Raw genomic sequence first — 20967 nt, 5'->3', positions numbered from 1 at the left:
TGATGGCATGGAACGATCTTAGCAGCTCATTAATTCATCCTGGGGACAGGTTGGCTGTTCGGTCTGGATCAAGTGGGTCGTCTAGTGGATCTTCGTCTAGCGGCTCCAGTTCGTCCGGAAGCAGCTCGAACTCGAGTAGCGGGTCCACCTATACGGTGAAAGCCGGAGACACATTGTCCGGTATCAGCTCCCAATACGGCGTAAGTGTATCCAGCCTGAAAAGCTGGAACGGACTCAGCTCTGACTTGATTTTGGTCGGACAGAAACTAAGCATCAACGGCACGTCCGGCAGCTCGGATTCTGGCTCCAGCAACAGCTCGAGCGGGTCATCCAGCTCCAGTAACTCCGCTGACGTGGACTACAATGTAGACAAGCTGATCAGTGTCGCGAAAAGCATGGTAGGCACACCATACGCGTGGGGCGGCACAACACCAAGCGGCTTTGACTGCAGTGGCTTTATCCATTATGTATACGAACAAGCAGGAATGGACAACAGCCGCACAAACACAGGTGGCTACTTTAACCGTTCGTACTACGTGAATTCACCGCAGGCAGGAGACCTCGTGTTCTTTGAGAATACTTACAAAGCAGGTATCTCTCATATGGGAATCTATATTGGTAATGGAGAGTTCATCCATGCCGGTTCCAGCGGCGTGCAGATTTCCAGTGTTAATGACCGTTACTACTGGGGCGATAAGTTCGATAGTTATAAGAGATTTTATTAATTTTGGTTTTGGTTTTGAGGGAACCCCGGCTGTGGCCGGGGTTTTTTGGTGTGGCTGCTGTAAGTTGTCGGGTGGGGTGGCACGTAGTTCGGACTGCGCGATTTGGGGGTGTTTCTCGCTCGATTTGGGGGTGATGGCGCGCGATTTGATGTGCGGGCCGCGCGACTCCGGGTGTTTTACGCGCGATTTGGGGTGTAGGTCGCGCGACTTTGGAGGTTTCTCGCGCGATTCGAGGCCATCCCCGCGCGATTTCGTGTGGTAGTTGCGCTCTAGTTAACATAATAACCCCGCCCCACATTCACAACGACTCTCTCGAAACGGTGGTTTTATCCTCTCATCATGTGGGTGAAATTCAATTTTTTAGTAGGGGGCGACAAATTTGGCGGGAGGATCAAGTGCAAAAAAGAAAAATGGGGGTTTTGCAAACACATTAGCCCCGTACACAGTAATGGTGTCATTTTCCACGTCTATCGCAGTATTAACAAACCATGTATCAAAACTATCACTGGATATCTTTTCACTAATTTTGTTCAACACTTCCGGCCAAAATTCCACTGGAAAGCAACTCCTTTTTCATATTTTTCAACATTTATTTTATCATGAAACTGGAAGCAGGGGTAAAAGTTTTTTTAACGTGAGAAAGGGAATCAATATAGTAGAATTTTACCGAAATGAGGGAAAGAACATGAACAAAACATTTCAAATCAAAACAAACAACCACTCGGAAATGACCGATATCACCGACGAACTGGAGTCCTGGATAAGAGAGACAGGGGTGACGGACGGCATCCTCGTGGTCTCCTCCCTGCACACCACGGCGGGGATCACCGTCAATGAGAATGCCGACCCCGATGTGAAGACGGATTTCTTGATGCGGCTGGATGAAATTTTCCCATGGACTCACGCGAAAGACGGGCATGGCGAGGGGAACACGGCCGCCCACCTGAAGACGAGCACTGTCGGCCATGCACAGACCTTCATTATTGAGGAGGGTGAGCTGGTGCTGGGAACTTGGCAAGGGGTATATTTTTGTGAATTTGACGGGCCACGTGCACGACGGTATGTCGGGAAGATTGTGGAGCAGGCGTGATGTGTAGATTGGAAGGCGTTGCAAAAAAGTTAATTTTATTAAATAGCGCTTTTTGATCACCGAAAAATTAATTTTAGGCTCGCAGGTTATATTATTTTTGCCTGTATCCCCCGAATTTCAGCCATTTCGACACCACAAAATGGAAAAATGCAAATTTGGCATGATGGGGAGTTGTGCTATAATAGGTTCAACAAATGGAGGTGAGATTCATGGAGAAAGAGGATCAGATTTTAGACATATTGCAACAGGTTAAGGCACAACTCGATGAGCATGGTAAAATACTGGGTGAACATAGTAAGATACTGGGTGAGCATACCAAAATATTGAATGAACACTCCAAAAAGCATGAGGAACACAGTAAAAAACTGGATGAGCATTCCATAATACTGGACAATCATACCAAAATACTGAGTGAACACAGCAAAAAGCACGAGGAGCATAGCAAAAAACTGAATGAGCATTCCATAATACTGGATAGCAATACCAGAAAGCATGATGAACACAGTAAAATTCTAGGCCAGCACTCTAAAAAGCTGGACGCGAACACCGCCAGGCTTGGAGAACATAAAGATTTCCTTACCGCTTTGCTCGACGGGCAGGAGATGCTTCAAGCTAAATTTGAAGGCAATAGCAAAAAGCTGGATAAGAACGCCAGAACGCTGGCAGCGAACTCCGAAAAGCTTACTGACGTGCACAGTGGACAGGAAACACTGAAAGATGAATTGGATGAGATGAAGGTTTCCCGTCAAAAAGATTATGCGGAACTGAAAGAGGAAAACAACGTGATGAAAGCCAACTATGAAATGATTCGGGAACGTACTAACAATAATGAAGCGGACATCAGGCGTATGAAGTTTGACACAAACAATTAATCTACTAATCGCGGCAAATGTCTGCTAAATCGAGAGAGGAGAAAACCATGGAAAAAGAGGATCAGATTTTAGACATCTTGCAGCAGGTTAAGGCACAACTCGAGGAGCATAGTAAACAGTTTAAATCTGTAGACGAGAAATTCGAATCTATAGATAATCAATTTAAATCGATTCACGAAAAGCTGGATATAAACTCCGTTAGAATAAGAGAGAATAGAGACATTATTACTGCTGTGCTTGCTGGGCAAGAAAAACTGAAAGCTGAATTTGATGGAATGCAGATTTCCCATCAAAAAGAGCATGCTTCACTTAAAGAAGAGAATAACGACATTTCGGATGGCCTTAAGCTTTTAAAGGAAGAGAATTGGAATAGAAAACTTGAAATTCAGCGCGTGAAAAATCACATTGGCATCAACTAGTTCTGCTATGTATTGCACAATGCAATCTCTCCATTCACGAAAAACATAACAGCTCTTTTGCATTTACAACGAATGAAACCAGAGACCAAGAAATTCATTGCGGTTAAGGTGGACTCTCCTTCATTATTCATTCGGGTTCGCCTCGATCATTTTGTGCTCCACTAGCTTCCTATCTTCTCAGAACCCTACTTAACCCACTACTAGCTAGCATAATTCCCGCCTCCCCACAATAAACTGGACTAACAAGCCTTTTTGGGGAGGGGTACCATGAGCAAGGAAACACCGCAGATTACCGGGGAAATGCTGGCCCGATACCATGAGTTGCATGCGATGAAGAAAGAAATTGATGCGGAAATGAGCCAGCTGAAGAAAAAGTTTCACGCCTATTTTGACGATGTTGCCGGGCAGGATACCAAGGGAGAGATTGTCGGCAACGGGTACAAGCTGCAGCGGCAGATCCGCAAGTCGGAGAAATTCCATGAGGAAAAAACGGTGCAGCGATTGACCGCACTCAATATGTCGGACCTGATTGAAACGGTGAGAAGGCCGGATGCAGAGAAAATTAATGCGGCCGTTCAGCTTGGACTGCTGCGTGATGATGACCTGGAGGATTGCCGGGTGCTAAAGTTTTCGGCGGCGATATCGGTGAAAGAGACGAAAGAGGAAGGTCGGTTGCCGGAATTATAAGTGAAGAAAAACGATCAGGAGGAGGGCCCCCTGATCGTTAAATTTTTTCTCCTGGCTGCAGTAGTGGCAGGTTTTCCAGTGTTACGGTTTCCGGGTATTTGATTCCCTGGCCGGTGTTCAGGCATACCACTGTTTCATCTTCCCCGATCCAGCCGCTGTTTCGCAATTTTTCCGCTGCGGCAACGGTGGCCGCTCCCTCTGGACAGATAAAATTACCTTCCAGTTCGGCGACTGCTTTTTGGGCGCGGAAAATAGCTTCTTCCTCCACCGCAACAGCACAGCCGTCCGTTGCATATAACCCTTCCAGCACAAGGAAATCACCCAGCGCTTTGGGCACATTGATGCCGAACGCGGCCGTCTGGGAATTTTCCCAGAACGCTGATTCCGTCTTCCCTTCTTCCCATGCCTTGACGATCGGGGCACACCCTTCCGCCTGTACCGCGACAAGCCGTGGCAGCTTATCCGCCGTGATCCAGCCGAGTTCTTTCATTTCCAGCAGCGCTTTGTAGATTCCGATCAGGCCGACACCCCCACCTGTCGGATATAAAATGACATCCGGAACCTGCCAGTTCATCTGTTCCAGGATTTCATACCCCATCGTTTTCTTCCCCTCGATACGGTACGGCTCCTTGAGTGTGGACGCATCATAGCTGCCGCGCTCCTGAATCAGCTTGCCGACAATTTTGCCCGCATCGCTGATCAGCCCATCAACCAGGTACAGGTCGGCACCGGAAATGGCAACCTCCCTGCGCGTGATCTCCGGCGCGTCCTGTGGCATCACGATGGTCGAACGGATCCCGGCTCGCGCTGCATAAAGCGCCCACGCCGCGCCCGCATTGCCATTGGTCGGCATGGCCAGCTCTGTCACGCCAAGCTCCTTCGCTTTGGAAATCCCGACACTCGCTCCCCGTGTTTTGAAGGAGCCGGTTGGGATGATTCCTTCGTCTTTTATGTATAGGTGCGGGAGGCCGAGCTGCGTGCCCAGCTGTGGAGTGGGGCTCAGCGGGGTCATGCCCTCTCCCAGTGTGATGCGCTGCTCCTTTTGGCGGAGCGGAAGCATCTCGTGATAGCGCCAGAGTGTGCTGGGTCGCTTAGTGAGATTCTCTTTTTTTGAATGTCTTGGCTGCCTCCTCCATATTATAGCGGACAAGAAGTGGCGACCCGCACTCGCAAAGGTGCTGCTCCTCCTGGTCGGTGTAGGTGGTTTGACATTTTGGGCATTCCAGGTGGATGATGTAGCTGTAAGTCATGTAGTTCCTCCTCGGTAGGTGATGATTTCTGTTTGTTGTGAAATTTTCGCTCTATTATTAGGATAAGGGATGGAGGAGGTTGCGTCAATTGGGGACTGTGGGAGTGGGGTGTCGCGCGATTTGGGGTGTGGGGTGCGCGATTTGATAACTGTCTCGCGCGACTTTGGTGGATAGGCGCGCGATTTGACGGCGTTCTCGCGCGACTTTGGTGGATGGGCGCGCGATTTGACGACTGTCTCGCGCGACTTTGGTGGATAGGCGCGCGATTTGATGGCTGTCTCGCGCGACTTTTGGATTGGGACGCGCGATTCGACCGTATTCTCGCGCGACTTTTGGGTTAGGACGCGCGATTTGCTTCCATCTTCGCTCGACCTCAAGTCTATCCGCTGCACACCACCACGCAAACCTATCTCCCCAACCCCATCGCCTCAGCCAACAGCCGATACGATTTCACTTTCTCCTCAAAATCATAAATATTCGTTATCACCATAAACTCATCAGTCTGATACAGCTCCGCAAGCCGCTCCAGTTCCTGTTTCACTTTTTCCGGTGTCCCGATTATGCAGCGCTCGCGATTCTTTTTAATTTCATCCAATTCTTCCGCGCGAAAGGATTTTTTCTTTACCTCTTCTATGGATGGCACTTTGGTGTCCGCGCCTTTTCCGACGTTCAACAGCCATTTATCCTGGCTCAAAGCGAGCTCTTCCGCCTTCTCCTGGGTCTCCGCGCAGACGATGAACACGCAGACGTTGGTTTCCGGCTTGTCCAAATTTGGCGACGGCTCGAATTTTTCCCGGTATTTTTCCATTGCTGCAACGCCATTGGTCGGGTTGATAAAGTGACCAAATGTGAATCCAGTGCCTGTTTTTGCTGCGTTGGCCGCTCCCCTTTCCGAGAGTCCAAGCACCCACATCGGCGGGATGGATTTGGTTCGCGGTGTTGCTTTTACCATCCGGTAAGGGTGATCCTTAGGCAAGGTATTGTGCAAAAATCCCTGCAGATCCATCAGCTGCCGCGGGAATTCGGTCATGCTTTTCTTCACACTATCTGTGAGCGCAAGCCGGGTATCCTGCGAACCGCCGGGGGAGCGTCCCAGTCCCAGGTCGATCCTGCCGGGAAAAAGTGCCTCCAGCATCTTGAAATTTTCCGCTACTTTATAGGGGCTATATTGCGGCAGCAACACCCCGCCCGAGCCGACACGGATCCTGCTGGTTGATGAGGCAATCCTTGCAATGAGGATCTCCGGCGATGTGCTCGCCAGGCCATTAGTACTGTGATGCTCCGCGATCCAGTATCTCGTATAGCCCAGTTCCTCTGTGGTCTTGGCGAGGGTTAGCGTGTTGCTCAATGCTTCCTCCGCGTTTGATCCTCTGGAAATTGGTGATTGGTCGAGTACGCTCAGCTTCATGGGGCTTCATCCTTTCTTGATGTGGTGGTGTGTTATGTCTATGATGGCATATTTAATGGGGAATTGCAGGGGATATACTTAGATCTCGGCAGCGCGGTAATCTGATGTGTTGCTACTTGATTAGGATCCCCACTCGGTTCTCTATTGCATTTCGAACGCTCACTCTGCCTGTTTTGTCGTTGAGAAACAATCACGCGAACATTTAGATCTCTCTCCCTGCTAGTTTTGTGTTTGAGAATCGCTCTTGCGGACATTCTATCGATCTTATGGCTGTTTTTGTCCAGTAGAACCCATCTACTGGACATTTCTCCTACTCTATCGGCTTGTCTTGTCCAGTAGAACCCTTCTATTGGACATTTCTCCTACTTTATCGGCTTGTCTTGTCCAGTAGAACCTCTCTACTGGACATTTCTCCCACTCCATCGGCTCGTTTTGTCCAGTAGAACCTTTCTACTGGACATTTCTCCCACTCTATCGGCTCGTTTTGTCCAGTAGAATTCTCTCGGAAACTTTGACTGCTCTCTCTGCCGCCAACCGCCGCTTCCCTAACAAAAAAAGGAAGCCCCACACCGGAAGCTCCCTCATACCAAACTATTTCAGCAACCCCACCAGCTGCAATCCATGCTCAATCCCATTATCACTCACGTTTTTTGTCACATACTTCGCTGCTTGCTTCACCACATCTGCAGCATTCCCCATGGCGATGCTGTTTTCAACGCTCTTTAGCATTTGAATATCGTTCAGTCCATCACCGAATGCATAGACATTTTCCGGGTCAACACCCAGGTGCTGCCTGAGCTCATCAATCCCCTTGGCTTTCGACCCACCGGCCGGCAAAACATCAACAGAATATTTGTGCCAGCGGATAAATTCGAACCGGTTGAACTGCTCGGCGTAGGAGGTCTCCCAGTCGCCCTCACAGAACAGCAGGGTTTGATAGATTTCCTTGCCTTCATGAAAGCTGGGATCAAATTCAACTTCCTGATCCACTTTCAGCGACCGGACTGCCTCATCAATATGGGCATGATATTCGATGTTGGAGCGCCAATGCTGCTGGTTCATGTAAACGAGTGGATGCTCATTCCTCGCCGCAACCGCGTTCAGCTGCCTCAAAGCATCCGGGTCCAGCGCATTTTTATAAATCACTTCATTCTGATGCACCACATACTGGCCGTTGAAACTGACAAAGCTATCAATCTCCAACTCTTCCAGCAGTTTTTCAAATGTGAACGGCGAACGACCTGTCGCAAAAGCGACATGGTGCCCTTCCTCCTGCAATTGCCTGACCGCGGCTTTTGATGAGGCCGGAAGCTGTTTTTCATCATCATAAAGCGTTCCGTCTATATCGAAAAATATCAGTTTTTTTGTCATGGTGTTTCCTCGCTTTCTATTTCTAGTATCTGTTAGCTAAGCATACAATGAAATTGGAATGTAGTTGATTCGGTAAATCGTCGTGCATTTGATCTCTCTTTTCTAGTTTATCATATTCTCCTGATTCATTTTCATTAATATGTATCGGCTGACTGGAATGGCTAGTGGTTTTCATTTTCTTAAAACCGTATAGTTGAAATTTCGGATGAATATGCTATAATAAGGTTAGAATATAAGAAGACGATGTGGTGGTACACATCGTCTTCGAAGGTAACCTTATCGCTCGAAGCGAGAGGTTGTCCTACTCTTTTGAGGAGCCACCCCCGCCTTTGGTAGAGCGCTTTGGGGTGGTTTTCTTTCTGGATTTTTTACTTCCCACCCCGACCCCGAAACAATTCGGTTACTAACTTTATTACAGCACTGAAAGTTTGTTCGTAATAGCCTTATGACAAGGTATTAACGACACTTTTCACGTAAAAAGTGTCGTTAATCCTATCCCAATTGCCTCGCCCGAAATTTTCAAGTGATCCTCGAGTTATACAGAATGTTGATAAACGCTTCATAGGTCTTCGCTTTGATCAGTTTTTGAACAATGGTGACATTGTCAATGATATTTCCCAGCATCTTATACAGAGACTGCAAATCTTCCGTACTGTTTTTCTTCACACTAATGATGCAAATAAATTGTACTGGCTTATCATTCCAGTTAATTGGCTTATTTAACGTGGTTACAGCAAGAAACGTTTTGTCTGACTTTGGTGTAATCGGGTGCGGAATCGCGACCAGATTTCCAAACGATGTAGCCGCAACAGCCTCTCTCTCATAAATAGCTTCAAGAAACGTATCATCCACCAGTTCTTTTTCCAGCAGGCGGTGATGCATAAATTCCAATGCTTCTTCCTTGGAGTTAAAGTCTTTCTTAAGAAACATGAGATTTTCCTGGAAAAGTGACTTCGCATCTTGATCTCCATCTAAAATTACTTCACGCACGCTTGTTAAATCATCTTCCCCAAGAATCGCATTTACTTCTACCACCGGTACTGGCAGATCTCCTTCAATGGGTATAGAACTGACAATAAAATCAATATCATTCAAGTTATATTGATCCAGTTTATAATATTCTGTGGCCCCCACCACTTCCATCTCCCTGCTGAATTGGTTCTGCAGCTTGTAGTAGATCAATTGAGAGGTGCCTTGGCCGGAAGCACATACAATCAAGCATCTTTTCGGCCCTGATTTTAGCTTTTTCCTCTCGATCGCCGCCCCGATATGGAGAGCAAGATAACCAATTTCGTTTTCATTGAATTCTACACCTGTTTGCTCTTCCAGTGCTACACCAGCCAATATGCCAGCTTCAAATGCAAGCGGATAGTTCTTTTTAATATCCTCAAGCATCGGATTTCTCACATTCATTCCATACTGATAGCGGTTGATTGCCGGTTTTAAATGAAGTCCTAGCCCAATGATCAATTCTCTATCTTTGCTAACACCAAGTTCATACTCTTCTTCAATCTTTTTAAGAAGTCCGATTACCAGCTGATAAATATCCTCCTCCAGCGCTTGTTCTACTGCTTTTTCTCCGTTGCTTGTTTGGGACAGCATTTTTGTTCCCAGCAGGTGAATGGTGATATAAGCGACTTCTGGTTGTGGAAATTCTATTTGAAGGCATTTTTCTACTGCCTTCACGATTTTTATTGCTACCTCATATTCTTTTTGCTCGACAATATTACTCATATTTTCGTGGTGGAAATCAACATGATGCCCTATTTTAATACGTTTGTAGGCTATTGCAATATGAATAAGCAAGTTATTTATAGCAATATCGGACAAAGTAATATGATCTTCTTCGATTTGCTTCATGATTATGGCTAAAATCGCATCTAAATCTGCTTGCGGAAAAGCAAGGGAATACCCCTGATGAAAGGCGTTTCCCGTCTCCTCTTTATGGTTGAACAGATACTCAGCCATGCAAAATCTGAGTTTCAGTTCGTTTCCTGTTACTTTTAAACCGTAGCCTGGACGAGATTCCATTTCCATGTCATAAACTGCCAACGCCTCTCTAACATGCCTTAAATCATTTTGCACGGTAGATTTACTCACATAAATTTCATCCGCTAAATCATCAAGCTTGATATATTCTTCACTTAGCAATAAGCGTTTGATGAGATAAGCAATTCGTTCTTTCGGAAGTGCAGGTACATCTGAATGTACAGAAGTTTCATCCCTAAAAAGGGACTGCAAATAGTTACGAAAACGCTGATCATCCTTGATTTCCAACTGATATCCTTTTCCCATTACCGAATCAATCACTGCACCATTTTCATCCAATAAATTATTTAGACTTTTCACATCTTCTCTAATTGTACGGGCTGTGACCTTATTCAATTGCGCAAGGTATTTGCCAGTTAAAGGGGACCTACTTGCCATTAACTCTCGCATAATCGTTTTCATCCGGGTGTTTAACATAGCACTTCTTCTCCTTACAAAACGCAGGGATGTTGCTTATATTATAAAGTGAGACTTCATTCAGTGGAGGTATTATTGCCTGTTAACCTGTGATAAAGTAAGTGAGGGGTCAGATCCTTTACAGAACCAGAACCCCGTTTATTTTTATTTGGTCACTCGGCTGTATTTCTAAGCATCCTGGAAAATTAAAAACCGTTATGCCCAGAAACTGTTCTGATCCAGTGCGCGCTTTTTTTCGGTGTCCTTTTTTGCGTTTTCAGGTCAACCGAGAAAAATCCATAGCGGTTTTTATATGCGTTCATCCATGACCAATTATCCATAAATGCCCACAAATGATATCCTTTCGCGTTACAGCCTTCTTCTATCGCTTTGTGCAGCCACTTCAAATGCTCTTTAATAAAGTCAATTCGATAATCGTCCTGAATTTCACCGTTTTCGATAAATCTCTCTTCATTCTGCACGCCCATTCCGTTCTCTGAGACAAATGACTCAATGTTTCCGTAGTTTTCCTTCAGGTTAATCATGATATCATAAATGCCTTTTTCATATATTTCCCAGCCGCGATATTTATTCATTTTTCTTCCAGGCATTTCGTAGTTATCAAAGAACCAGTCTGGCATAAATGGACTGTATGGATTCGGCAAATGTTCTTTGGCTTTTACTCTGCGCGGCTGATAGTAATTGACGCCAAGCAGATCGGCGGTATTTTCTTTCAATAAATCCTTATCCTTCTCCTTAGTGAAAGGCAATTGTCCGTGCTCCCGCAAAATATCAATTAACTCTTGAGGATATTCCCCGAGCACCGCAGGATCCAGGAAGCTCCGGTTGAAAAACAAATCCGCTATATTTGATGCTCTTAAATCAGCAGGGTTATTGCTTCGAGGATAGGATGGTGTCAGGTTTAAAATAATTCCGATTTTGCCATCTTCTATATTAAACGAACGAAAAGATTCTACAGCTTTCGCGTGAGCAATCATTGTATGGTAGGCCACTTGCACTGCTCGTTTAGCATCTACCACATTGGGATAATGGAAGTCATAAAGATAGCCGCCTTCCACAGGAACAATCGGCTCGTTAAACGTAAACCATTTTTTCACCCGATCACCGAATAGCCGGAAACATTCTTTCGCGTAATCTCTATAAGCATCGGCAACGTCCCGGTTTCCCCAGCCGCCTTTCTCCTGAAGCTCCAATGGCATATCAAAGTGGAAAAGATTCACGAAAGGCTCAATATCATTCGCCAGCAATTCATTGATGACATTATTATAGAAGGCAACTGCTTCAGGGTTAACTTCTCCTCTTCCTCCAGGTATTAACCGTGACCAGGAAATAGATAATCGAAAGGTGTTATGTCCAATTTCCTTCATCAATTGTATATCTTCTTTATATTGATGGTAGAAATTAGATGTAGTCTCTGGGCCTACATTTTCAAAGAAGCGGTTCGGTTCTGTTTGATACCAGTAATCCCAAATATTTTTTCCTTTTCCACCTTCATCCGCTGCACCTTCTATTTGTGTAGCTGAAGTTGCACTTCCCCACCAGAAACCATCTGGAAATTTATAGTTTAAAGACATATCGCTACCTCCCTTATTTATTACGGTAAATCTCAATGATTTCAACAGCCAAATCCCTTAATGTCATGGAAGTCATTAAGTGATCCTGGGAATGGACCAAAATAATATTCACACCATTCCCTTCACCGTTTGCCTCATCCTGAAGCAGATTTGTCTGATATCCATGCGCTTTGCCTAATTCTTCCCCTGCTTCCTCGATTAACTTATCTGCTTCCTCAAAGTTGCCTTCTTTTGCCTGTTGTATTGCTTCCATCGCATTTGATTTACCGTTCCCTGCAAAGAGAATAATTTGAAATGCCGCTTCTGTCAGTTTATCCATATGATGTCTCCTCTATCTTTAAGTAATATAGTCCCTTTTAAGGAACTATATTTTTTGTAACACTTGTCCATTTCCCAACTTTATCGAGGAAGCTAAAGTTATCCCTCGGATTTATTCTTTTGCCTTCTCTTTTTTCTCTCTCTCGTAATAATTTTTATCCAGTATTTTTAAGAATGGCCACCATATTAACATGACAACAATTAGGTTAAACACCTGCAAAACAGCTCCTTGCCAGGCATTTCCAGTTGCTAAAAATCCACTTAAAATTGGCGGTGTTGTCCATGGTACGATAATACCTGCTGGTTTAGGAACCAAACCTGTTGACATAGCAAAATAGGTAATAATCGTCACAACTACGGGAGCCAGCAGCCATGGGATAAGAACTAATGGATTCATGATGATAGGAAGCCCAAAAATAATTGGCTCGTTTACATTAAAGATACCAGCCGGGGCACCCAATCTACCTATCTCCTTATTCTGTCTGCTTTTTCCAATCAGGAAGATTAGTATAATGACTGCCAACGTCATACCAGTTCCGCCCATACCGACGAGAAATGAATCAATGAATTGTTTTGTTATAATATTAGGAAGTTCTGTACCAGCTTGAAAAGCCTCCAGGTTCTGATTGTTCAGCGCATACCAAACCGGGTCAAAAACAGAGTTTATTATGATCTGTCCATGCAGCCCAAAGAACCAGAATATCTGGATTAGCAACACGGCTACAATAGTTGCTGGCAGCCCGCTTCCAAGCACGGTCAATGGTTCCTGAATAATAGTATAAATAAAGTTTTGAACCGTGCCAAATGGGGTGATATTGAATATAATTCGAATCAATAAAAATATAGTAAGTGTCAGTCCAATCGGTATCAAAGAGCTAAATGACCTTGATACGGCTTCCGGAACACCTGCAGGCATTTTAATTGTCCAATCCTTTTGGACAAAAAAACGATATAGTTCAGCCGAAATAAAGGCTGTAAATATACCAAGGAAAAGCCCTTCAGCGCCCAAGGCAGCTACAGGGATGACCCCAGATACTTCCTCAAGGGTCTGTGGCGTTAATATGAGAAAGGCTGCTAAGGCTACGGCGCCACCATATATTGCTTCCCCCTCATAATACTCCGTCAGCTTATAACCAATCCCCATGATTACAAACAATCCCATTATACTCAAGGTTGCTGCAGAGGCTGGTCCTAATGCGTTTTGATAAGCTGCAAAAGCGTCTTCACTTATGATTTCATCAAGGAATGGGAAATTGGCAATTACCACAAATATTGACCCGAAAATGATCAATGGCAGCGCCACCATAAATCCGTCCCTTAGTGCAGTTAGATAACGGTTGTTATTTAACTTGTCCGCTATGGGAAGCAAAAAATCTTCTAAAACCTGCATGAATTTGCTGTTTTCCATTTTTTCTCCTCCTATTGATCTTCAGGTTATTTCTCCATAAGTTCCAAAGCTTTGTTCAAAACTGCTTCTCCATCCACTCTTCCATATGCTACCGGGTCAATGACATCCAATGGAATATTAAGTTCCCCCGCTGTTTTTTCTAATTTTTTCTTCATGAATCTCATTTGCGGACCGATCAATAATACATCCGCTTTTGCCATATCGGTTTTTGCTTTATCGTTTGACACAGCCCAGATATCCGCTTCAATACCCTTTTCTTCAGCTGCTTCCTCCATTTTTTTTACTAATAGACTTGTTGACATCCCTGAAGAACATGCTAGTAGAATACGTTTCATTTAAAATTCCTCCTTGTTATGTTTTATTGCTATAAATTAATTTTAGATCATTGTCAAAAGTATCTAAACACATTGTTTTTCCGTTAGATGGCGGAATTTATTAAACGCTTACATTTGAACTATATCCTTACTCTTGTTTGTTGAGGTCAAATTTCCGCAGCCCTTTTTGTGAGTCTTGAACAATCCAGCCTATTCCCCCATAATAAACATAAAGTCCAACGATTATTTAAGGTGGTTGAACCTATGAATGAAAAGATAGGAAGAAATGACCCATGCCCGTGCGGCAGCGGGAAAAAGTATAAGAAATGCCATGGGAAGTCGAATGTCGTGGAGATCAGTCCGGACCGGTATAATATGGAGCTGAATCGTCTGCATGACCGGCTGATTTCCTTTGCGGTTGAACACCATGAGAATCATTTGAATGAAATCGTAAGCAGCTATCCACGGCCGGAACTAATAGATGATCCGGATAGAAGAGAGTCATATATGGCGGGGGTTACCTTGTGGACGATTACCCACGAACCTGTCAATGATAAGGATGAAACGATTTTTGACCTTTTCTATAAAAAAGAAGAGAAAAACATACGGCATACCAGGGTCAAAAGCCTGTTTGCCACATGGAAAGAATACCCGCCGGCTGTTTATGAGGTTCTATCTACCGGAAGCGGACCAGGAGAAAAAGCTGCTTTCCAGGAGATTTTCACCAAAGAAACCTATGCTGTCCCCTTTTCTGAGGAGGATGATTTCAAGGCCGGAAGTATCGCCATTGGCATTCTTCTCCCATTTATAGAGCATCATGAATTCCTACTATCTATGATTGAACTTCGTGATGTGAATGAACAAGTGAGAGACATCGCCAGTAATTATGGCGAAGAAGGTCTGGCGGAAAGTTTCCCTGATTTTCTGGAGGAAGTTTTGACGATTGAAGAGGAAGAGACACTGCATTTGGAATGGGATCATCCATTGTATGAAAGAGTTGCGGAAATGATGGCAAAACATATGCAGGCTAAACGCGCAGATGAACATATGATTGCCAAGGCTGTCTTGACCTGGAAAGCATATTGCGACACGCAACATCCTTCTTTCCGAAAACCTCACGCCTTTGCGGCAGCACTTGAATACCTTGTCCGTGAAGCCATGCAGGTTGAGCCTGTCACACAGAAGGAGCTGGCCGAAGAATACGATACTTCTGCCGGGATGGTTTCTCAGAAAATCAGATTGCTGGAAGAGGGATTTGAGACTGATGACATGTCGAATCGGCTGGCTGAATTGTTTGAAGGTGGCGGATTCGATCCAGTTGATGATCCACAGCTTACCGAAGGCCGGATGGAAATGGAAAAAATGATGCGCAATCTCAGCAAGGCTATAGAAGAACGCGGCCTGGAATCCGAAGAAGAGATTCAGCAATTTATGAAGGATAACATCAATAATAAAGATCTGGGTCAGTTTGCTTCTTCGTCTCCGCGTGATCAGGCGCAGGACAAGCTGTATGAGGCGCGGTCGGTAGAGACTTCACCGGCCAAGCGAAAGAAGCTGATCAATGAGGCGCTGGAGCTTTACCCGAACAGTCCGGAAGCTTATGCATTGATGGCTGAGGATGAAAGGAAGCCGCTGAAACAGTTGGATCTTTACCGGAAAGCGCTCGCTGCAGGAGAAAAAGATTTGGGCGAGGAGTTTTTTCGCGAAAATAAAGGGCACTTCTGGATGATGATGGAAACCCGGCCATATATGCGGACCAAGGCAGAGTACGGCGTGACGCTTTATGCAATGGGAGATAAAGACCAGGCGATCCGGCATTTTGAGGAGTTAATCGAGCTCAATCCGCATGATAACCAGGGGATTCGCTACCTGTTGGTGACTGCCTACCTGGATGAGAAGCGTTACCAGGATGCCGAGCAAGTATTGCAGAGGTATGCGGAGGATTCTTCGGCAGCTTTCCAGTTTAACCGTGCGCTTTTGGCCTATTTTACGGATGGCTTGAATTCAGAAACCAAGGCCCTGCTGAAACAGGCGGATGAGCAGAATCCACATGTTAAGGGTTATCTGACTGGGAAGAAGCAGGTTCCTGAGGAGCAATCAAACTATATTGGCGTGGGTGATGATACGGAGGCGGTTGATTATGTACAGCAGAATATTCAGCTTTGGGAAGATGCAAGGGAAATGATGAAGGCATTGGAGCGGATGTGAAGGGAAGCATGCTAAGCAACCCACTGCATTTTTGAGAAGCAGATAATTACAGGCTGCCTTGTTGGCAGCCTGTTTGATTTTGCAGGGACGATAATCCTCGCTAGCTGTTATGAGTGATTTCATTTTTAAGTGTGTTACGTTCTTCCACTCCCTATGGAAGGACTCTGATTGCTGGTTAATCCAATTCCTCTTTCAGCTCTTCCAGCTCTTCTTTATCCAGTTTTGTCACTTTCATGATAAATGAATCGGAAGCTCCGTTTTTTAGCATTTCTATAGCATTGTTGCGTTTTTCCACTAATTTCCCTTTCTCAATCCCTTTCTCTTCCCAGCTATTAGGCAAGTGCAAAATTTCCTCCGCCTCTTCCATCTGCTTGATTTCTTCCATCAATTGTTCCTCCTCTTGTTTGGTAAGTTTTAAATATTGTTCGAAAATTCCATTAATTAACCGGGCTCTGGCCGGGTCCAGTTCCATCCTTGTCATCATCCTGAGGAATTCTATGCGCACCTGAACGCGTTCCTCATCCGTATAATTCATCTTACTGAGTAATGCAGCGGCTACGGGGTTGTCTGATTCTATATATTCCCGCCAGTTCTCTTTTTGTAACTCAATCGTGTAAAAGTTGAAGGTCAGCATTTTGAAAAACGGAAATTCCATCGTGTAATAGTCTTGCTCATAGCGCTCTTCATCATAACTAAGTACCGCGATCGGCAAGATTGGTTTCCTATATTTATTATACAATAGACTGAAATACTGATACATTCGTTCATAAAAGTTTTTCTGATAGGAGCTTTGCGGTTCGACCTGAATGATAATCAGGGTATCCTGGCCAGAAAAAATAGACCCGTCATTCGAGTAATATCCAGTTCATAACCAAATACTACGAACTAAGCAACTTTCGCGCGTATATCCAGGCTGGTACGGCATCCCCAAAAATGAAGGTTGAGACAGGCGTGCTGAAATACACTGCCAATCAGCTAAATGGGGACCTCGCGCAAGCCATTTCGGGGTATGCTCCCGAGTCTCAAAGATTACCGGTATCCTTGAATCTTGATGACTCCTAACTGGAGCATCTTGTCCTCCTCCCAATTAAAAAATGTCAACATCTCCCCTGCCAAATTCACATTAAGATTAGATTGAAGAGAACCGTTGCAAGCGCTTATCATAATAACAGAAAGTCTTTTTACTTATTCACCAAATGACGCACAAAACATCAGCTTGGTCAGGCCAAGCACAAATAATCGTAAAAAGGAGTGTAGTAACATGGCGGAAAATAAAGGTATTCGTGCGAAGGCGCAGCGGTTTGGCAGTTTTCTGAGCGGGATGATCATGCCAAACATCGGTGCGTTTATCGCTTGGGGTATTATTACAGCTTTATTTATTCCGGATGGCTGGCTGCCAAATGAGACTTTGGCAACATTGGTCGATCCGATGATCAATTATCTGCTGCCGCTGTTAATTGGTTACACTGGAGGTAAGGTAGTCCATGAATCCCGTGGTGGTGTCGTAGGTGCGACTGCCACAATGGGGGTTATTGTTGGGGCAGACATCCCGATGTTTTTAGGCGCCATGATTATAGGGCCGCTGGCAGGTTATCTGTTGAAGAAAATTGATCAGGCGTTTCAGGATAAAATCAAATCCGGTTTTGAGATGCTTTACAACAATTTCTCTGCCGGAATTCTGGGTGCACTGCTTGCGATCATTGCCGTGTTGGCTATCGGACCTGTTGTAGCAGCAATGAACAATGCATTGGCTGCCGGGGTAGAGGCAATTATTGCAGCCGGGTTGCTGCCGCTTGCCAATATTATCATTGAACCGGCAAAAATATTGTTTTTAAACAATGCAATCAACCACGGGATATTGACTCCGATCGGGCTGGATCAGGCAACCGAAGCCGGGAAATCAATTCTCTTCCTGCTTGAGGCGAATCCGGGACCTGGCCTGGGACTTCTGCTCGCCTTTGTGGTGTTTGGCAAAGGCATGGCGAAAAGTTCTGCATCCGGTGCGGCGGCGATTCAGTTTCTCGGCGGGATCCACGAGATTTATTTCCCATATGTGCTGATGAAACCGATGCTGCTGTTGGCTGTGATCGGCGGCGGGGTTACCGGGGTATTTACCTTCACCCTATTTAATGTTGGACTGGTTGCGCCCGCATCCCCGGGAAGTATTTTTGCCATTCTTGCATTGACACCACAGGGAAATTATATCGGCGTCATTCTTGGTGTCGTGGCAGCCGCGGCTGTTTCTTTTGCGATTGCTTCGGTTATCCTAAAGACGAGCAAAGCGGAAGAAGAAGATTTATCTGCGGCAACTGGTAAGATGGAAGATATGAAAGGCAAGCAAAGCTCTGTCTCCGGTGCCCTGGCTCAAGACGCAGAAGAAGAGAAAATTGAAGAGGCACAGGAACAGGTCGAAACAGACAACGAGCAAAAACCGGCAGAAGCAGTCGATAAAATCATTTTCGCATGCGATGCGGGGATGGGCTCCAGTGCGATGGGCTCTTCGCTATTGAAAAACAAATTCAAGAAAGCGGAAATTGATATGAATGTGAACAACACATCGATTAATAACATTCCATCAGATGCTGACATCGTGATCACGCATAAAGATTTAACCGACCGCGCCAAGGACAAATTGCCAACAGCCGAGCATATTTCGGTGGAAAACTTTTTGAACAGCCCGAAATACGATGAACTGGTGGAACGGTTTAAACAGTAAAGGGAAACTTCATTCAGTGGGGATTTTACTGCCTGCTAATCTGCAGTAAAGGTGGTGAGCAGTTTGTATCTATCAGGCCGTGAACGTAAGATACTCGAATATTTGCTGAAGGCGGGCAATGAGGCAGTGACCGTGAAGGAGATCGCCGTGGCGCTTAAGGTGAGTCCCCGGACGATCCACCGTGATCTGAATAATCTCGAGGGATTTCTGGCGGCCTATCAGCTCACCCTGAAAAAGAAAGCCGGCAGCGGTGTCCAGATTTACGGGGCAAGCGAAGGAAAGGAGCAGCTGGAATCAGCATTGCAGCTGGTTACATCCACGGATTATACCCCAGAAGAGCGAAGAGCCATTCTGTTAGCCGCCCTTTTGGAAACAAATGAACCGTTAAAGCTGTTTGCACTGGCACAGGAACTGCGTGTAACAGAGGCGACGGTCAGCCATGATCTTGATCAGCTGGAAAGTCTGTTGGCTGCCAACCACCTCCACCTTGTTCGCAGGCGGGGATATGGCGTCAAAATCAACGGCGGGGAAAAAGAGAAACGTGCGGTGATCAGCGAGCTGATTGCTGATAACGTTGACCCTTTTTCCTTCGTCTCCATTATCAAAGAAACGATTCAAAAGAAGACGAAACCACAGCTGGGCACGATTTCTGCCCGGCTGCTTGGCTTGATGGATCCAGAAAAACTTGCCGTCATCGAAAAACGGGTAGAAGATGCCAGAAGCGAACTGCCGCATGATTTGGCTGACAGTGCCTATGTTGGGCTGGTCGTGCATCTTGCCTTGGCGATCGAGCGGCTGCAAAAAGGGGATACCATTACCTTTGACCCGGCCTATATGCGGAAAATCGGGAACACGAAGGAATATGCGATTGCCAAGCGAATCATTGCCGATTTGGAAACTGCACTGGACATGACGATTCCCGAAGATGAGGTTGGCTATATCACCATGCATCTGATGGGGGCAAAGCTGCGGAATGACCATCCGTATTTTCTGGAAGATTCCAGTGTGGATATTGCAGTTAAAACCAGGGAGCTGATTGAACGTGTCGGCAGTGAATTGGGTACCGATCTGCATGCTGATTCAGCATTACTAAAAGATCTCGTTGCCCATCTGAAGCCAACGATGTACCGGTTGGAACAAGGAATGAACATAAAAAATCCGATGATTGCTGAAATCAAACGCGATTATCTGGAGTTGCATGAAATCATCAGGCAAGCGGTAGAGGAAGTTTTTCCGGATATCGATTTTCCGGATGATGAAATAGGCTATCTCGTTCTGCATTTCGCGTCCGTAATTTTAACGAATGAACGGGACATTCATCTGCGTGCCCTGGTGATTTGCTCCAGCGGTATCGGCACGGCAAAAATTTTGGCAACCAAGCTGATGCAGCGCGTTCCGGAAATTAAGCAGGTGGACAATAAATCCATGTTTGACCTGGCTCAAACAGATACAACGAAGTATGATCTGGTCGTTTCCACCGTTCCGCTCCAGGGGACAGCAAATTATGTCCTCGCCTCGCCAATGCTTACAAAAGGAGAACTGGAGCGGATTCATAAACAAGTCCGGCAAAGAAAACTCATATACCGGCAGTCAGCGGCAAAATCGACCGAGGAGCCGATGGATTTTCTCTCGTCTCTTACGGCGGTCCAGCAGTATAGCGAGACGATTTTAGCCGTTATGCGGTCGTTTTCCATCATCGATGTGGACCTAAAATCTTCACTGGATTCCCTGCTTCGTCTGGCTTGCGCTGATTTGGAAAAAAGCAGAACCATAACCAGTCAGGAAACGATTTATCAGCGTTTGCGGGAACGCGGGGAAATCAGTGGACTGGGTATTCCAGATACGTCCTTAGCCTTGTATCATAGCCGGTCAGACGCAGTTTTGTCCCCCAGGTTCTCGATTTATTCACTAAAAGAGCCGATTTCCGTTGCCAGCATGGACGGCGGCGAAGGGAAGATGAAGCGCATGCTCTTAATGCTTGCGCCGTCAGAGGCAAGCAGTGAGACATTGGAAATCATGAGCTATATCAGCAGCCTGATCATCCAGAGCATAGGATTGTTCGAGTCAGGGAATGAAAAGGATATAGCGAAATTTCTGTCTGAGCAATTCCAAGCCTTCATCCAAGAAAAAATATAATTAAA

General features: G+C 45.5%; 17 protein-coding genes and 1 pseudogene. 8 read left to right on the top strand and 10 right to left on the bottom strand.

Features of this window, described 5'->3' with window-relative positions; genetic code table 11:
• Positions 1-155 precede the first annotated feature (155 nt).
• Entirely contained in the window at positions 156-725 is a 570-nt protein-coding gene (locus tag CEG13_RS19275) for a C40 family peptidase (protein WP_338033000.1), read from the top strand.
• Positions 726-1085: 360 nt separating this feature from the next.
• Here CEG13_RS19275 and CEG13_RS01960 read toward each other — a convergent pair whose 3' ends face one another.
• On the bottom strand, positions 1086-1280 hold the full coding sequence (locus CEG13_RS01960) for a DnaA N-terminal domain-containing protein (RefSeq protein WP_100010078.1): 195 nt from the start codon (positions 1278-1280) through the stop codon (positions 1086-1088).
• 130 nt (positions 1281-1410) lie between these two features.
• On the opposite strand from CEG13_RS01960, the gene CEG13_RS01955 reads away from it, so the two are divergent.
• From CEG13_RS01955 to CEG13_RS01940, 4 genes are all read left to right on the top strand, one after another.
• On the top strand, positions 1411-1815 hold the full coding sequence (locus tag CEG13_RS01955) for a secondary thiamine-phosphate synthase enzyme YjbQ (RefSeq protein WP_100010077.1): 405 nt from the start codon (positions 1411-1413) through the stop codon (positions 1813-1815).
• Between the two features lie 209 nt (positions 1816-2024).
• Positions 2025-2687, top strand: a complete 663-nt coding sequence (locus CEG13_RS01950) for a hypothetical protein (RefSeq protein WP_100010076.1) — start codon at positions 2025-2027, stop codon at positions 2685-2687.
• Positions 2688-2734: 47 nt separating this feature from the next.
• A complete protein-coding gene (locus CEG13_RS01945; RefSeq protein WP_100010075.1) occupies positions 2735-3106 on the top strand; it encodes a hypothetical protein in 372 nt (123 codons plus the stop codon).
• Positions 3107-3373: 267 nt separating this feature from the next.
• Positions 3374-3793, top strand: coding sequence for a hypothetical protein (locus tag CEG13_RS01940; RefSeq protein WP_100010074.1), 420 nt, complete (start codon positions 3374-3376; stop codon positions 3791-3793).
• A 37-nt stretch (positions 3794-3830) separates the two neighbouring features.
• Here CEG13_RS01940 and CEG13_RS01935 read toward each other — a convergent pair.
• From CEG13_RS01935 to CEG13_RS01895, 8 genes and pseudogenes are all read right to left on the bottom strand, one after another.
• Positions 3831-5043, bottom strand: a pseudogene (locus CEG13_RS01935) (threonine synthase).
• Between the two features lie 406 nt (positions 5044-5449).
• Complete coding sequence (locus CEG13_RS01930) at positions 5450-6451, bottom strand: LLM class flavin-dependent oxidoreductase (protein WP_100010073.1); 1002 nt, start codon at positions 6449-6451, stop codon at positions 5450-5452.
• A 591-nt stretch (positions 6452-7042) separates the two neighbouring features.
• Positions 7043-7822: a Cof-type HAD-IIB family hydrolase gene (locus CEG13_RS01920; RefSeq protein ID WP_100010071.1), complete on the bottom strand. Its 780-nt coding sequence runs from the start codon at positions 7820-7822 to the stop codon at positions 7043-7045.
• A gap of 519 nt (positions 7823-8341) precedes the next feature.
• A complete protein-coding gene (locus tag CEG13_RS01915) occupies positions 8342-10288 on the bottom strand; it encodes a BglG family transcription antiterminator (protein WP_100010070.1) in 1947 nt (648 codons plus the stop codon).
• Positions 10289-10473: 185 nt separating this feature from the next.
• Entirely contained in the window at positions 10474-11862 is a 1389-nt protein-coding gene (locus tag CEG13_RS01910; RefSeq protein ID WP_100010069.1) for a glycoside hydrolase family 1 protein, read from the bottom strand.
• 13 nt (positions 11863-11875) lie between these two features.
• Complete coding sequence (locus tag CEG13_RS01905; RefSeq protein ID WP_100010068.1) at positions 11876-12181, bottom strand: PTS sugar transporter subunit IIA; 306 nt, start codon at positions 12179-12181, stop codon at positions 11876-11878.
• A gap of 111 nt (positions 12182-12292) precedes the next feature.
• The gene (gene celB, locus CEG13_RS01900; protein WP_100010067.1) at positions 12293-13588 is read right to left on the bottom strand and encodes a PTS cellobiose transporter subunit IIC; all 1296 of its coding nucleotides are present in this window, start codon (positions 13586-13588) and stop codon (positions 12293-12295) included.
• 26 nt (positions 13589-13614) lie between these two features.
• Entirely contained in the window at positions 13615-13923 is a 309-nt protein-coding gene (locus CEG13_RS01895; RefSeq protein ID WP_100010066.1) for a PTS sugar transporter subunit IIB, read from the bottom strand.
• A 243-nt stretch (positions 13924-14166) separates the two neighbouring features.
• Between CEG13_RS01895 and CEG13_RS18555 the strand changes: the two genes are divergently transcribed.
• On the top strand, positions 14167-16110 hold the full coding sequence (locus CEG13_RS18555) for a tetratricopeptide repeat protein (protein ID WP_143469642.1): 1944 nt from the start codon (positions 14167-14169) through the stop codon (positions 16108-16110).
• Between the two features lie 175 nt (positions 16111-16285).
• Here the strand turns inward: CEG13_RS18555 and CEG13_RS01885 are convergent, their stop codons facing one another.
• Positions 16286-16822: an RpnC/YadD family protein gene (locus CEG13_RS01885; RefSeq protein WP_239984536.1), complete on the bottom strand. Its 537-nt coding sequence runs from the start codon at positions 16820-16822 to the stop codon at positions 16286-16288.
• 549 nt (positions 16823-17371) lie between these two features.
• Here CEG13_RS01885 and CEG13_RS01880 point away from each other — a divergent pair.
• Positions 17372-18826: a PTS mannitol transporter subunit IIBC gene (locus tag CEG13_RS01880; RefSeq protein WP_100010064.1), complete on the top strand. Its 1455-nt coding sequence runs from the start codon at positions 17372-17374 to the stop codon at positions 18824-18826.
• Between the two features lie 54 nt (positions 18827-18880).
• A complete protein-coding gene (locus CEG13_RS01875) occupies positions 18881-20962 on the top strand; it encodes a BglG family transcription antiterminator (protein ID WP_239984535.1) in 2082 nt (693 codons plus the stop codon).
• The last annotated feature ends 5 nt before the right edge of the window (positions 20963-20967 follow it).

It is taken from the genome of Lentibacillus sediminis (assembly GCF_002763455.1).
Lineage (GTDB): Bacteria > Bacillota > Bacilli > Bacillales > Amphibacillaceae > Lentibacillus_D > Lentibacillus_D sediminis_A.
This window is presented reverse-complemented; position numbering and strand designations above follow the sequence as displayed.